This is a genomic window from Flavobacterium sp. (genome assembly GCF_047602195.1).
In the GTDB taxonomy this organism is placed as follows: domain Bacteria; phylum Bacteroidota; class Bacteroidia; order Flavobacteriales; family Flavobacteriaceae; genus Flavobacterium.
Genome location: NZ_JASGHW010000004.1, coordinates 964,319 through 979,999, shown reverse-complemented (window position 1 = coordinate 979,999; position 15,681 = coordinate 964,319). Strand labels below are relative to the sequence as shown.

The window sequence follows — 15,681 nt, the reverse complement described above, 5'->3', positions numbered from 1 at the left end:
ATTATTTGATGCCTTTCTCGGCCATGACTTTATTGAGTTGTTTGAGCAGCGCGAACATGAGCAAGGTCGCAAACAGGAGCAAACCGAAGTTGACCCAGAAGAAATGGCTCTTGTCTTCATAGGTATCCCACATACTGGCCAATACACCGCTGAGTTTGTTCCCGATTGAAGTCGACAGGAACCAGCCGCCCATCATGAGCGAGGTGATGTTGGTCGGGCTCAGTTTGGACACGACCGACAAGCCCATCGGACTCAGGAACAATTCCCCGATCGTGATGACCCCGTAATTGGCGACGAGCCACCACACGCTGACTTTTTCCGAACCGTTGCCACCGGCCTTGACCGCAGCGACCATAACCAAAACCGAAAGCGCGGAAATCAACAATCCGAATGCAATTTTGGTAGGAGTTGTCGGTTCTTTGTGTCGGCTTCTGAGGTAAGTGAAAAAGGCGACCACGAGCGGCGTCAATAGAATGACCCAGCCCGGATTGATCGACTGGCTCAAATTGGCCGACCAGGTATAAATGGAACTGCCTTCTTCGGGCAACTTTTCTTTATGCACATTGCGGAAATACAACGGATAATCGACGGTCTTGACGACTTTGCCATTTTCCTTTTGGATGCGGAACGCTTCATCGTACAAAGCGACGGAATCTTTTTTATACGCCAAGGTATCGACCAAAACCAACTTCGAACCAATCGTCTGCGAAGTGCCTTCGAGCTGGCGGTCGGTGTATTTGTCGCCCCAGTTGTTGAGCGCCGAACCATTGAGTTTGAATACGGCCCAGAACAAAATGACCACCCCAAAAATGGCGAGTAATGCACCAATCGGGCGTTTGTCTTCGGACTTGGCCTTGAAATATAGACTTGTGTAAAAGAAAATCACCGGAATACAGGCAAAGATAAACGCATCGGTGCTGTCGGATCCGAAGATGTAACTGTCGGGATTCGCATCCGAAGCCACGCCCTTGAGCAACCAACCGATTACGCCAAAAATCACCGAAGGCAACAGGATGAACAATACGATTTTATAAAACGGCATATCGCCGGGCTGTACGCCTTTCTTCTCGGTCTTGTCGCCGTAGTGCTTGGTCCCGAGCAGGAACACGATCACGCCGATGAACATGCCGACACCGGCTGCCATGAATGCATATTTCCATCCGAAAAGGATTTTGAACGCTGCGCCAAAGAAATTGCAGATGAACGCGCCCACATTGATTCCCATGTAGAAAATGTTGTAGCCTTCGTCTTTCTTTTCCTTGTATTGCTCGTCGTTGTAGAAATTGCCGAGCAGCGTCGAGATGTTGGGTTTGAAAAATCCGTTGCCGACAATGACGAGGATCATCGCCGTGTACAGCATCGTATAACTGTGGATGCCCATCATCATGTAGCCCACGCCCATCATGAGCCCGCCGAGCACAATCGATTTTTTATAGCCGAGGTAACGGTCGGCGACCAATCCGCCAATGAATGGCGTTAAAAACACGAGTGCGATGAAGGTGCCGTACAAATCGGAGGATTCTTTTTCGGTCATCGCGAAACCGGCCTCGACGTCTTTGAGATAAAGCGTGAAGATTCCGATCATTAAATAATATCCGAAACGTTCCCACATTTCGGATAAAAATAAATACGGTAAGGCTTTAGGATGCTTGTTCCACATAGGCTTTGATTTAGCGGACGCCGTGCATCATTTTCTTCAAAACCGGCGTGAGCAGGAACAAAATGACCGAAGCGATTCCACACAATACGACGAACACCATAAAGAATTCGTACAGGTTGTGGATTTCAAATCCGGCGAACACAGGATTGGCCGCACTGATCTGGTTTTCCTCGAGCAATTTGAGTTGTTCGGCCGTAGGGGTTACGGCCTTGTCGAGAATCGGTTGCAATTCTATGCCGAGTGATTTGGCTTTTTCGAATTTATCACCTGTAGCCGGCAAAATCGAACCCAAAGTTCCCGACAAGGCATAACCCGCCGCATTCGAAATGAAGAACACGCCATAAGCCAATGAAGCGAAACGTTTTGGTGACAATTTACCCACAAGCGACAAACCAATTGGCGACAAACACAATTCGCCGAATGTCTGGATCAAATACAACAATACCAACCAATAGATGGCGAGCAATCCGGTACTGCCCAAATCTTTAACATTGTGTGCAATGATGAAATAACTCAAGGCGATGAGTGCCAATCCGAAAGACTGTTTCATCGTAGAAATCGGCTCCTTGCCTTTGGCGCGCAGCTTGTCCCAAAGGATTGAGAACGGAACGGCAAACATTACGACAAACAATCCGTTGAAGATTTGCACCATCGAAGCGGGCATGTTCCATCCGAAGAAATTACGGTCGGTTTGGTTATCGGCGATGAACGTCAAAGAAGATCCCGCCTGTTCGAAAGCCGCCCAGAAGAAAATGATAAAGAACGACATGATGTAGATCACCCAAATCCTTTGTGTCTCGACTTTGGTCAAGGTTTTATCAGACAAAATGAGTCCGGCCAAGGTGAGTCCGCTGGCATAAATCATCGGATAGATAATTGTCTTAACCACGTTGTCGCCATCGGTGAAATAACGGATGGCAAAGAACAGTGCAACAAATGCCACTACAGCGCCTACCAATGAAGCGGTTGTAAAATGTGCCTTTTGCGCTTCTCCTTCTTCGTAATCTTCGGCTTCGTTTTTAGATGGCAAACCACCGATTGGTCGACCTTCAGGTGTTACAACATATTTGTTTTTGAGCACATAGAACGTTACGGTTCCGATCATCATCGCAATCGATGCCGCCAAAAAGCCCCATTTAAAAGCGTGGATGTCACGAACACCGCCTGCATCCTTCACGTCGCCCAAAATTGGACAGATGAACTGGCCGAGGAACGCGCCGATGTTGATTCCCATGTAGAAAATCGTAAAGGCCGTATCTAGTTTGGTTTTTTCCTGTTTCGGATACAAACTGCCCACCATCGAGGAAATGTTCGGCTTAAAAAATCCGTTTCCAAAAATGATGATGAAAAGTGCCGTCCACATCAAAGTAGTGGCCAAGCCGATATTGCCTTCGAATACGCTGCCGCTCGCAAAAAGCAACAACTGCCCGATGGCCATCATGGTACCGCCTAATAAAATACAGTTGCGGTTACCGAAAAAACGGTCGGAAATAAAACCGCCCAACAACGGCGTCAGGTAACACAGCCCGAGGAAGCCACCGTAAATCAATGAGGCGTCGGCCTCTTTCATCAACAGGGCGTTGACCATGAATAATGTCAATAAGGCCCGCATTCCGTAGAAGTTGAACCTTTCCCACATTTCGGTACCGAAAAGTACCCAAAGTCCTTTAGGATGTGCTGTTTTTACCTGAGTTTCTGTCATTGTAATTAGTTTTATTTGGTTGGGTTAATCGTTATTATAAATTCTCTTTGATGAAATTCGTCATTTTATTGAACAGTTGGATGCGCGTCTTTCCGCCATAAATTCCGTGGTTTTTATCGGGATAGATTTGCGAATCGAATTGCTTGTTGGCCTGGATCAGCGCCTCCATCATCTGCATCGAATTCTGTACATGCACGTTGTCGTCGCCCGAACCGTGGATCAACAGCAATTTGCCCTTGAGTTTATCCACATGATTGATCGGCGAATTGTCGTCATAACCCGATGGGTTTTCCTGCGGCGTCTGCATGTATCTTTCGGTATAGACCGAATCATAGAAACGCCAGTTCGTCACCGGGGCCACCGCAATGGCCATCTTGAATACGTCGTTGCCTTTGAACAGACAGTTCGACGACATGAATCCGCCGTAAGACCAGCCGAAAATCCCAATGCGCGATTGGTCTACGTATGGATAATTGCCGATTACTTTGGCCGCATCAATCTGGTCTTCGACTTCGTATTTTCCGAGTTGTTTCTGTGTCACTTTTTTGAAAGCCGCGCCTTTGTAACCCGTACCGCGTCCGTCTACGCAAGCCACGAGATAACCTTGTTGGGCGAGCATCTGGAACCAATAATCGTCAGAATTGTTCCAATCGTTGTTCACTTGCTGTGAACCCGGGCCGGAATATTGGTACATGAAAACGGGGTATTTTTTGTTCGGGTCGAAATCCTTTGGTTTGAGGATCCAGGCGTTGAGTTCGTTGCCTTTTTCGGTCTTGAGCACAAAAAACTCCTTCGTCCCCAAATTGTAGTTTTTGAGTTTGGCGGCCAATTCGTCGTTGCCGACGATCGACTGTACCATTTTGCCGTCCTTGGCATTGTTGAGCGTATACGTTGGCGGGATGGTCGCGCTCGAGAATTTGTTGATGTACACATCAAAGCTTGGGCTAAAAGTCGCGTCGTTCGTACCGGTTTGCGATGACAGACGCGTCTTGTTTTTGCCGTCGAGGCCGATGCGGTAAAGGTCGCGATTGATTGATCCGTTTTCGACCGATTGGTAGAAAATCACCTTGTTCTTCTCATCAAAACCATAATAATTGGTCACTTCCCAGTTGCCTTTGGTGACCTGATTCTTGAGTTTTCCGGTTTTGTCGTACACGTAAATATGGTTGAAACCGTCTTTCTCACTCGTCCAGATAAAACTGTTGTCTTTCAAGAAGGTCAGGTTGTCGGTGATGTCTACGTAAGCTTTGTCTTTTTCGTTGAGTACGACTTTGGCCGAACCCGAATTCCCGTCGACGAAAATCAAATCGAGGTTGTCCTGGTGGCGGTTGAGCACTTGAACGCTCAACACATTGGCGTCGTTGGTCCACTTGATTCTCGGAATGTAAAAATCATTGTAGTTGCCCAGGTTGATGTTCTTGGTCGTATTGGTTTTCACATCGTACATCTTTAACGAAACCACCGAGTTCTTTTCGCCCGCTTTCGGATACTTGAACGTTTCCATTTTTGGATACAAATCCTTGTGGAACATACTCATCGAAAATTCGGGCACATCGGTTTCGTCGAATCGGATGAAGGCTATCTTGCTGCCGTCGGCACTCCAATCGAACGCGCGCACAAAAGCGAATTCTTCCTCGTAAACCCAATCGGTGATTCCATTGATGATGCGATTTTTATGTCCATCGGTTGTGATCTCGGTTGTTTTTTTGGACGTGATGTCATAGACGTACAAATTGTTGTCCTTGGCAAAGGCTATCTTCTTTCCGTCAGGCGAAAAAGTCGGTTCTTGAATCGCATAGTCTGCTAATTCGGTCAACTTTTTCGAAGCGATGTCGTACAGAAAATAATTCGCGGTATACGAATGGCGGAAAATCGGTGATGAACCATTGCCGATCAACATCGTTTTTTCATCCGGGCTGAACGAAAAAACATCGATCCCATCGGCGAGTTCCGTGTGGTTTTTCGAATCGATCAGGGTTTCGACTTTCTTGAGCGACGAAAAACTGTACAGATCGACCTGCATGGTCCGCGAACTGCGGTCAAAATTCAATACACAATATTGGTTGGTGTTTTTCATGGACTGCAATTCGTCCATCCCTTTGGCGCGGAACGCACCGGTGTAAATGTCTTCGACCGTAATCTTTTGCTGTGCCAGTACCGATACACACAAAAAGCAAAACAAAGCGGCAATTCTGTTTGGAGTCATAAATTGTTTCATAAGCTAAAAACTGTCAATTTTAGTGAAAATTTTGGATATAACGGCACTTTTATGTGTTAAATGCACGGGCGCCGCAAACATTGCTGTTTGACGCTCGTTTTTGGTTTTGTTACCGTTGCCGACTATTTTTAACCGAACAGGCTGAGTTGCCCGCCTTTATACTGTTCGTACAGCGAAGTGTTGAGTGCCGGAAGCGATTTTCCGGCGAAAAATTTCTTTCTCGCCAGTTGGATTTGCGAGCGTATCATTTGTGCGAATTCGCCTTCACCACGCATGCGGTCGCCCCATCGGCTATCGTTGAGCGTGCCGCCGTGGCATTCCGCGATTTGATGGAGCACTTTGTCCGCGCGGTCGGGCATCGCCTTGCGGATCCAATCGGAGAAGATTTCGCCGATCGCGCCGTTCAAACGCACGACCGTGTAGGCAATCGACGATGCCCCGGCCTCCGAAACGGCTTTGGCCAAAGGCAGAATCTCGTGGCTGTTGATTCCGGGAATAATCGGCGCGAGCATCACATTGACCGGGATACCGTTCTGCGACAAAATCCTGACGGTTTCGAGCCGTTTTTGGATCGTGGTCGTACGCGGTTCAAGCAATTGCCTTGTCTTTTCATTGAGCGAGGTAATCGAGACACTCACGCCTATGAGATTGTCCTTGGCCAATTCGGTCAGGAGATCGAGATCGCGCGTGATCAGTGCATTTTTGGTGATGATTGCGACCGGATGCCGGTATTTGTGGAAGACTTCGAGGCATTGGCGCGTAATCCGGAATTGGCGTTCGGCGGGCTGGTAACAATCGGTGTTGCCCGACATCACGATGGTTTGCGCCTTCCAGTTCTTGCTTTTGAGTTTGTCCTCGAGCAGAATCGGTGCATTTTTCTTGACGAGGATTTTGCGCTCGAAATCAAGCCCCGCGCTGTACCCCCAATATTCATGCGAATTGCGCGCGAAGCAATAAATGCAACCGTGTTCGCAACCTTGGTAAATGTTCATCGAATATTCCATGCCCACATCGGGGCTGTCGACCTTGTTGACGATGGTTTTGGGAAAGACTTCGAGGAAATGCGTGCGGTTGTCATCGGGTTGGTCGCCTTCGACCGCACAATAGTTCAGGAAGTCGTCGAGCATCTCCTGCGCTTCGGCAAAAAACCGGTTCTGCACATTGATTTGCGCACCTCTTCCTTTGATATAGGGGCTTTCTTCTTTCATAAGTGGGTTTTGAAAGTTAGAATTTCGGCGCGTCAAAAAGAAAAATCCGGTGTTAAAAATTGGCCGCTGTTGATAATTTTTTTAAGCCACGAATGCACTAATTTTTATCGAATTGATTCTTAAAAAATTCGTGAATTCGTGGCCAACATAAGTCACTGTATACAATGCAAAAAGTTATCTTTGCAATACAATAATTACCCTTTCAAAAATGAACGACGCTGTTGCCGGATTTTCCAAATGGTCCAAAGAACAAAAAATCGACTGGATTGCCCAAACCTATTTTTCGAATCCCGATGAAGCGGTTTCGCTGATCAAGAATTACTGGAATTCGGATGAAAACCTGCAAAAGCTGCACGATGAATTCATCGAAAATACGATCACCAATTTCTATCTGCCGCTCGGCATCGCGCCCAATTTCCTGATCAACGCGAAATACTACACGGTACCGATGGCGATCGAGGAAAGTTCAGTGGTGGCGGCCGCAGCCAAATCGGCGAAGTTTTGGGCCACACGTGGCGGTTTCAAGACGACGATCATCGGTACCGAAAAAATCGGGCAGGTGCATTTTACATTCAATGGTGAAATCCACAAACTCGAGAAATTCTTTGCCGAAACCAAACCCAAATTCTTTAGCAATACCGAGGAATTGACCAAGAACATGCGCCAACGCGGCGGCGGTATTTCGGATATCGAATTGCGCAACAAAACCGCTTTGATGCCGGGCTATTTCCAACTCCACGCGACGTTCGAAACCAAGGATTCGATGGGCGCCAACTTCATCAATTCGTGTCTCGAGCAATTTGCCAAGACACTGACCGAGGAAGCCGAAAACCACGAGGCATTCTCGAAAGAGGAAAAAAACATCCGCATCGTCATGAGCATTTTGTCGAATTATGTCCCGAATTGTGTGGTGCGCGCCGAAGTCTCGTGCCCGGTTGAAGATTTGGCCGACAAGAGCATCGACAACCCAAAATATTTTGCCGAGAAATTCATCCAGGCCGTTCGCATTGCCGAAGTCGAACCGTTTCGCGCCGTGACGCACAACAAAGGCATCATGAACGGCATCGACGCGGTCGTTTTGGCCACAGGCAACGACTTTCGCGCCATTGAGGCCGGCGTCCATGCGTATGCTTCGAAATCCGGACAGTATTCCAGTTTGTCGCATGCCCAGATCGAGGATGGCATCTTTACATTTTGGCTCGAAGTCCCTTTGGCTTTGGGTACCGTGGGCGGATTGACGTCTTTGCACCCACTCGTAAAAATGGCGTTGCAGATGCTCGAAAAACCATCGGCGGCCGATTTGATGCAGGTCATCGCCTCGGTTGGGTTGGCACAGAATTTTGCGGCTTTGCGTTCGCTGACGACAACCGGAATCCAGGAAGGCCACATGAAAATGCACCTGAACAATATCTTGAACCAATTTGGCGCGACCGAAGACGAGCGCGTGCAAATCAAGAAGCATTTCAAGACGCATGCGGTATCGCATTCGGCGGTGGTGAATTTTATTGAAAGTCTGAGAAAATAGAATGTATTTTCTTTTAACCGAAAAGCCCTAGCCCTGATTGAAGCGGAAATCCTTTTGGGTGTAGCGCAGCGACTCGAGCGAAGCGAACAGGCGCAAGCAAACCCAAAAGATTGCAGCGGAAAGCAGGAATAGCTTCAAAAAAACATGAAACAAACCTTTTACAGCAACGGCAAACTCTTTATCACGGGCGAATATCTCGTACTAGACGGCGCGAAGGCGTTTGCGTTGCCGACGAAATTCGGGCAGGACCTGGTCGTGGAAAACGGCAGTGGAAAAACGATCTGTTGGAAAAGTTTTGACGTCGATGGGAGTCTTTGGTTTGAAGCCGAGCTTCCGCTGGATGCAATCGCCGCCAATCTGAAAACCGACGACGCGGTAAAAAACACGCTGATTGAAATCCTGCATACAGCCGACCGGATGAACCCCGATTTGCTGCAGGCCGAAGGTTATTCGGTGACCACACGCCTGACGTTTCCAAAATTCTGGGGATTGGGCACTTCTTCGACCCTGATCAACAATGTGGCACAATGGTTCGGGATCGATGCTTACCAATTGCTCTGGAGCAGTTTTGGCGGCAGCGGTTACGACATCGCCTGTGCGCAAAATGACGGGGCGCTGGTCTACACCGTTAACAACCGAAACCCAAAAGTCGAATTGGTCGATTTCGAGCCGACATTTGCCAAACAGTTGTATTTCGTTTACCTGAACCAGAAGCAGGACAGCAAATCGGCGATTGCGGCCTACAACGCAAAAAAAGGCAACCTCCAGAATGAAATTGCGCAGGTCGATGCCCTCACCGATCAAATCCTGCGAACCCAAGACCTGCAAACTTTCTGTTCTTTACTGGAACAGCACGAAAATATTCTCAGCGGCATCCTCGAAATGCAAACAATCAAACAACGGTTGTTTCCTGATTTCGTCGGAACCGTCAAAAGCCTGGGTGCCTGGGGCGGCGATTTTGTATTGGCCGTTTCCGAGACCGACCCTACCGGTTATTTTAAGGACAAAGGGTACGACACTGTCATCCGCTATTCCGACATGATTTTATAACAAAAAAAATCCCGAACGAATCGGGATTTTTTTATACGGGTAAAGATGGCTTAGTATTGGAACTCGGCCCTGTTGTCTTTGATTTCTGCTTCTTCTTTGAGCGCAGGGATGACACGGCCTGAATAACCATTTACCTGTGCTTTTACTTTAGCGATGTAATCTTTGTGGTCTTTCAAGGCAGGCGCTTTGGTGATTGCGGTTGGCTTGACCACGAACACACCAGAGTTGCCTTCGATTGGTGCAGACAATTTGTTGGTTCCTGTAGCAAAGGCGGCACCGACTACTTTACGCTCAGGGCCTGCTCCTGGAAGGTTCGCATTCTCGACGGTCATGTCAACGACTTGCTGTACGGTTGAACCTGAGGCTTGCGCGATCGCTTCGAGTGAAGATCCTTTCATTTTGGCCTTGATTTTTTCGGCTTTTTTCTTGTTCTTCAAGATCGGCTCGATCATCGGACGGGCATCGCTAACGGCGGTCAGCCCTTCTTCATTGATTTGCTTCAATTTGGCGATTACGTTCCCTACGTTTGCGATTTCGAAACGTTTCACATCACCTACTTTGGTATCTTTTTCAAAAGCCCATCTTACGATTTGGCGTTGTGCGCCGACGGCTCCGAACATTTCGTCCATGGCTTTTACCTTTACCGATGGATTGACGGTCAAACCGGCTGCCTTGGCTGTTTTTTCGAAATCGCCTTTGGCTGCGTCCATTTCGAATTTCACCGATTGGGTGTATAATTTATCGGTTGTAGCCTCTGAAGGCTCGATCTTTTGCGCGATGGTCGCCAAACGGACCGCATCTTGTTTGTCGGTTACATTGATGATGTGGAAACCAAAATCAGTCTCTACCAAACCAATCGTTCCGATTGGGTTGTTGAACACGAAATCGTTGAATGGTTTGACCATCTGCCCTTGGCTGAAGTAACCGAGGTCACCGCCTTGCTGTGCAGACGAGTCATCTGAATTGGTCAAGGCCAACATGAGGAAAGTCCCTGGATTGGCTTTGACATCGGCCAATAATTTCTCGGCTTTGGCTTTGGCTTCTTCCTTGGTTCTTTTTTCTTTCTTGTTCGGAACCTGTGTACCTTCGTAGCTGATCAAGATGTGGCTGGCTTTGGCTTGTGCCCCGGCCTTTCTGCCCATCGATTTCGAGATGCAGTAGTAGTCGCCACGCATGTAAGGCCCGTACAATTCGCCTGCCGGCAAGTTGAACAACGCTTCTGCATGCTCCGCTGGCAAGGATTGTTTGGTTACGTAAGTGGAATCGTAAGGAATATCGGAATTCTCGTTTACGAAATCAATCGTATTCGGAGCACCTTTGAAACCTGGCAACGTATCATTTTTACCAGTCTCTTTGTTGTATACGACTCTTGAACTGAGCAAACCATTGATCTTGGCCTTGATTTCGTTTTCGTCTTCCGGCGACGGCTTATCCTGGATCAAAACGTATTCTACATCGCGGTTTTCATCGGCTTTGTAGCGCTTCTCGTTTTTCTTCATGTAATCTACGATTTCGGCATCGGTTACCTTGACATCGCTGTCTTTGATGGTCGAGTACAAAACGCCCACATAGTCAAAATTGACTTTGTTCATTTCCATCTCATACTTGAGTTTACCTTCGATTTCAGTGGTAAACATACCGCCTCTGACGAGGTTGTTGTAGATCATGTATTTTGAATTGAGCTCGGCGTCTTTTTCAAGATCCTTCTTGTATTGCTCCTGTTCTGGATTCGATTTGAAATATTCCTTGTATTTGGCTACGTCGAACTGGCCAGCCTCATTTTGGAACATCGGGTTTTGTCCAATGTTGGGATTGTTCTTGAGGGTTTCCAAAAGATGCGCTTCACCGGCACGGATGCCCAATTTTTCAAACTCGGCAGTCAGCAAAGCAATCGAAATCTCTTGGTTCCAGACTTGGTTCACGGCCTGCGTCGGCGTCATGCCTTGTTGTCCGCTTTTTTCAAGGTTGCTTACTTTTACTCGGAATTCGTCAAAAGAAATGTCTTTTCCGTTCACGCTTCCCACGTCTTTGGACATTCTGTTGAACTGCCCGCTCTGGAATAAATCACCAATGATGAATGCTAATAAACAGAATCCGATGACCAATATAAGGAGTAGCGAACGCTGTCTGATTTTTGATAAAACTGCCATTTTTATTATTGTTATTTTTTATTTTCAGTTTGCGAAAATACAATTATCTATTTAATAATAATAACAGTAGCGTTTTATTTTGCAAGAAAAGTGAAATTTTTAAAAAAAATCAACCAGGCAGCGTCATTTTGACCAATTCGATCTTTTTATTGGTGGCTTCCTCGATTGTAAAATGGTAGTCGTCGATGCGGAATTCTTCGCCTTTCTGCGGGATCTCTTTGGTGTGGTTGACGATGTATCCGCCCAAGGTTCCATAAGAGTCGCTTTCAGGAATTTGGAGCTTGTAGGTCTCGTTCAAATATTCGACATCGAGCCGTGTCGAGAACAGCCAGGTGTTTTCGCCCAACTCTTTTTCCATGAGTTCTTCTTCTACCGAATCGTGCTCGTCCTCGATTTCGCCGAACAATTCCTCTACGATGTCTTCGATGGTAATCATGCCCGAGGTGCCGCCGTATTCATCGAGTACGATCGCGACACTTTTGCGTTTCTTGGTGAGCAATTCCATCGCATCCTTGATCAGGATCGTTTCGGGCACGAACTCGACCGAAATCATTGCCGACTTGATCGTGCGCGGTTTCTTGAACAGATCGAACGAATGCACATAGCCCAAAATATCATCGAGCGAATTCTGGTAGACCAGTATTTTGGAATAGCCCGTTTCAATGAACAGCTCGCGCAGTTCGGCCACCGAATCGTAAATCTCCACGGCCGAAATCTCGGTACGCGGCGTCATGATGTCGCGCGCCTTGACGCTAGAGAATTCGAGCGCGTTCTGGAAAATCTGGATCTCTGAATCCATGTCGTCGTGGTCCTCGACGGTGCTCATCTGCTCGGTGATGTAATTGCCCAGTTCGGCTTTGCTGAAAAACAACGGGATTTTGTCGCCTTCGGTCTTGAAGAAAATACGCAAAAGGAAGTTCGAAATCCAAAGGCTAAACGCCGAAATGTAGTAAAACAACAGGTAAAAAAGATAGGCCGGCAGCGCGAAAAACTTGATCAGGCTGTTGGCGTAAATCTGGAAAAACACTTTGGGAATGAACTCAGAAGTGAGCAGCACGATCGCCGAGGAGATCAAAATCTGCACCAGGACCAGCGACACGTCGGTCAATTGCCAACCCAAATTGCCGAGCCAACGCAGTACAATCCCGCCCATGAAAAACCCATAGACGACGAGCGCAATCGTATTGCCGATCAGCATCGAGACGATGAATTGCGACGGATTGGCCGTGAGCTTGGTCAGGATTTGCGAAAGGAAACTGTCCTGTTTCTTTTCGATCTCGAGGTAAATTTTGTTGGAGGAAATGAACGCGATTTCCATTCCCGAAAAAAAGGCGGCTAGTATTAAACACGTGATGATAATACTAATCTCCATCGGTTACTTCTTGTTGCGCTCCTCAAATTTCCTGGCAAATCGCCTGCGGAAGAAAAACATCAAAATGGCCACGACACCAAAGGCAAAAAATACAATCGGGTCCTGTCCGTTGCGCCAATCGTTGATTGCAATGCCGATGAAAACGAATCCGGCAACCAGGTAAACGTATTGGGTCAGTTTTAGGTAATTCATAAGTAGTGTTTATTCGGCTTCGTCGATGCTGCCTTTGATGCGCTGCGAATTCACAATCTTGAAATCTTTGCTAAAATCGATGCCTTCGCCAAACGAAACGCCTTTCGGGTCTGTAAATTTAAACTTTTTTTCGGTAAAAAACCATTCGTTCTTCTGATCGAAGTACAACTGGTCGGTTTCGAGCAACTGCCCGGTTTCATTGGTAATCCTGACATTGCGCTGCAAATCGATGATATCGGTTCCCTTAAAGGTCACGGCATAATCGGCCTTGATGAAGGTTTTCTTGCCCTTGGTATCGAACATCGTCACGTCGACGCCATCGGGAAACTCGGTAAACGGAAACTCGACGGTTGCATAGTCGAGCATCTTCGGGCTCACGAGGATCGATTTGATGCGCCCCGAATCGGTGTACTTGAGGTTGAAGTTGATGGCCTCACCGCTGGGCATGAATTCGGAATAGTTGATTTTCTGGACTTCCTTGAAATTGCTTTCACACGACAGAAGTCCTACGGCCAAAAGGGCCAACAGGATAAAACCGCTGCGAAACCTAAGCAAATTCATGTGCAAATTGTTGTGGCCCAAAGCCCTGCATTAATCGTATTTCCTTCTGATGAACCATTGGTCGTTGAGCGACAAGCTGATGAAAACATTGGTGTAGTTTTCCTCCACGAGATTGGCCTTGGCCGTTCCCCTGCGTCCGTATTCCACTCCAATATTGAGGTTCGAGAATGTTCCGCCCAACGGGAATCCAAAACCACCCGTAAAAGCATAATCCTTGATTTTTTCATCGTTTACGACCAGACCGGTATTCTCATAACGGAATCCGGCGCGGTAGACGACACGGCTGAAATAACTCGAAAACGACATATAATTCGGGATGTAATAACCGCCGAAGCTATACTTGACGCCATTTTCGTAAGACGCATTGGCGATATCGTTGAAGCGGTTGCCGAAGTTGCTGCTTTGCTGCAAAACCACTTCGGTACCGATGAGCCATTTTTTGTCCTGCCCAAAACCGGCGCCTGCCGAAAACTTCGATGGCATCTTGATGGTATTGGTGCTTGTCCTTACGTCGAGAAATTCATTGAAAGGCGGGTCGTAATTTTCGATGTAGTAAATGGTCCCGAAATACCGTTCGTTGTTGAGCTTGAGGTTGCTTTGCGGCGTATAGGCCAGGCTTCCGTAAAAATCGTACTTGTTCTTGATCTTGCGCTTGTACATGGCGCCGAGATTGAAACTAAAACCCGAGAGATCCGATTTATTGATTTCCTGGGTGCCGTATTCCAAGCCCGGAAGATAATTCATACCGATGGTCCGGATTTCGCCGAAATTGTAGGCCGCATCCAAACCAACACTTAAATTGGGTGTGAACTTGTAAGCCGCGCCGAGGAATACTTTGTTGAGTCCGCCCGAACCGCTGTATTTTAAAATCGCGCCTTCCTCGCTTTGCGTCCTGACGCGGTAGCCCACCGAAGAATAAGGCAAAAGTCCAAAAACGGCCCCGAGCTTTTTATTGATCGGCACACCGACGGCCAGGTAATCGAGCGTGGTCCGCTGTGCTTTTTCTTCCCCTTGATAGGTGGTATATTTTCCCGAACTGAAACTGCTTCCGACCGTAAAAGTCGTCAACTTAAGGCTGGAATAAGAGGCCGGATTCTGTAGGTTGATGTGGATGCTATCGGGAAAAACCGACACCCCGCCCATCAGCCTGTTTTCAACTACCCCTTTGAATTTTACATCCCCGATTCCGTAGAAAGAATAAGGCGACGCGGTTCCCTGTTGGGCTGAAGTTGCTAGTGAAAAAAGTACAAATAGGGGTAAGAAAAATCTTTTAATCATTTTTGATTTGATATTGAAAAGTTTGGTTCAGACTTTCAAGCAGAAAATTTGAATGGGCAAATATGGTATTTTTTAATCGTTTAGCCAAAAAATCGGCGTCACCGCCAGTTAAAATTATGATAAAGTTTGGATAGCGTTCCTTGTATTGATTGATGAAACCGTCGATTTCATGCAACATTCCCTGCACGACACCCGAATGGATCGACTCGGCCGTCGAATCCCCGACAAAGTCCTTGGGCGCCGTCTTTTCGAGCAACGGCAAACGCGCCGTAAAATTGTGCAGCGCCTCATACCGCAATCGGATTCCGGGTGAAATGGCCCCGCCGAGATACTGATTTGCCGCATCGACGAAATCATACGTGATGCAAGTACCCGCATCAATCACGAGTCGGGCCTGATCGGGGAAACGCAACACCGCGCCAGCAGCCAAGACCATACGATCGATGCCCAAAGTGGCTGGCGTGGCATACCGGTTCACAAACGGGAAACGGTTTTGGTGCGAGATGAAATGGATGCGTATGTTTTCGAACGACAAAAAAGCGTCCTTTCCTACACTTCCCACCGAAGCGACCGCCAAATCGGTTATTGCCGCATAGGTTTTTAAAATTTTTTCGACATGGGATTGCAATGTTTCTTTTTCAAAAAAAGCAGCCTCGACCAAGGTATCCTGTTCAAAGACAGCATACTTGATTCTGGTGTTTCCGACATCGATCGCTAAAAGCATACACAACGGGTTCAGGCCGCGAAGTTACGAATTGATTTTTT

12 protein-coding genes are annotated in these 15,681 nt (G+C 47.4%); 2 read left to right on the top strand and 10 right to left on the bottom strand.

What is annotated here, in order from left to right; all coding sequences use genetic code 11:
- Nucleotide 1 precedes the first annotated feature (1 nt).
- The 4 genes from QM717_RS10455 to QM717_RS10440 form a co-directional block, all read right to left on the bottom strand.
- Nucleotides 2-1,660, bottom strand: a complete 1,659-nt coding sequence (locus tag QM717_RS10455) for a peptide MFS transporter (RefSeq protein ID WP_415037417.1) — start codon at nucleotides 1,658-1,660, stop codon at nucleotides 2-4.
- Between the two features lie 10 nt (nucleotides 1,661-1,670).
- Entirely contained in the window at nucleotides 1,671-3,362 is a 1,692-nt protein-coding gene (locus QM717_RS10450) for a peptide MFS transporter (protein WP_415037416.1), read from the bottom strand.
- Between the two features lie 34 nt (nucleotides 3,363-3,396).
- Nucleotides 3,397-5,568: a S9 family peptidase gene (locus tag QM717_RS10445; protein ID WP_415037415.1), complete on the bottom strand. Its 2,172-nt coding sequence runs from the start codon at nucleotides 5,566-5,568 to the stop codon at nucleotides 3,397-3,399.
- 140 nt (nucleotides 5,569-5,708) lie between these two features.
- A complete protein-coding gene (locus tag QM717_RS10440; RefSeq protein WP_415037414.1) occupies nucleotides 5,709-6,788 on the bottom strand; it encodes a PA0069 family radical SAM protein in 1,080 nt (359 codons plus the stop codon).
- Between the two features lie 208 nt (nucleotides 6,789-6,996).
- On the opposite strand from QM717_RS10440, the gene QM717_RS10435 reads away from it, so the two are divergent.
- Together QM717_RS10435 and QM717_RS10430 are read left to right on the top strand one after the other, a co-directional pair.
- Nucleotides 6,997-8,313: a hydroxymethylglutaryl-CoA reductase, degradative gene (locus QM717_RS10435; protein ID WP_415037413.1), complete on the top strand. Its 1,317-nt coding sequence runs from the start codon at nucleotides 6,997-6,999 to the stop codon at nucleotides 8,311-8,313.
- Nucleotides 8,314-8,457: 144 nt separating this feature from the next.
- Nucleotides 8,458-9,363 (top strand): GYDIA family GHMP kinase, encoded by a 906-nt coding sequence (locus tag QM717_RS10430; protein ID WP_415037412.1) that lies wholly within the window; start codon nucleotides 8,458-8,460, stop codon nucleotides 9,361-9,363.
- A gap of 50 nt (nucleotides 9,364-9,413) precedes the next feature.
- On the opposite strand, the gene QM717_RS10425 is transcribed toward QM717_RS10430, so the two are convergent.
- The 6 genes from QM717_RS10425 to QM717_RS10400 form a co-directional block, all read right to left on the bottom strand.
- Nucleotides 9,414-11,513 (bottom strand): peptidylprolyl isomerase, encoded by a 2,100-nt coding sequence (locus QM717_RS10425; RefSeq protein WP_415037411.1) that lies wholly within the window; start codon nucleotides 11,511-11,513, stop codon nucleotides 9,414-9,416.
- 109 nt (nucleotides 11,514-11,622) lie between these two features.
- Nucleotides 11,623-12,885: a hemolysin family protein gene (locus tag QM717_RS10420; RefSeq protein WP_415037410.1), complete on the bottom strand. Its 1,263-nt coding sequence runs from the start codon at nucleotides 12,883-12,885 to the stop codon at nucleotides 11,623-11,625.
- Between the two features lie 3 nt (nucleotides 12,886-12,888).
- Nucleotides 12,889-13,077 (bottom strand): hypothetical protein, encoded by a 189-nt coding sequence (locus QM717_RS10415; protein ID WP_415037409.1) that lies wholly within the window; start codon nucleotides 13,075-13,077, stop codon nucleotides 12,889-12,891.
- Between the two features lie 9 nt (nucleotides 13,078-13,086).
- Entirely contained in the window at nucleotides 13,087-13,638 is a 552-nt protein-coding gene (gene lptC, locus QM717_RS10410; protein ID WP_415037408.1) for an LPS export ABC transporter periplasmic protein LptC, read from the bottom strand.
- Between the two features lie 30 nt (nucleotides 13,639-13,668).
- Nucleotides 13,669-14,916 carry a hypothetical protein gene (locus tag QM717_RS10405; RefSeq protein ID WP_415037407.1) on the bottom strand — a complete coding sequence of 416 codons (1,248 nt, stop codon included), beginning with the start codon at nucleotides 14,914-14,916 and terminating at the stop codon, nucleotides 13,669-13,671.
- Nucleotides 14,909-15,640 carry a type III pantothenate kinase gene (locus QM717_RS10400; RefSeq protein WP_415037406.1) on the bottom strand — a complete coding sequence of 244 codons (732 nt, stop codon included), beginning with the start codon at nucleotides 15,638-15,640 and terminating at the stop codon, nucleotides 14,909-14,911. Before QM717_RS10400 ends, QM717_RS10405 begins: the two co-directional genes overlap by 8 nt.
- Nucleotides 15,641-15,681 lie beyond the last annotated feature (41 nt).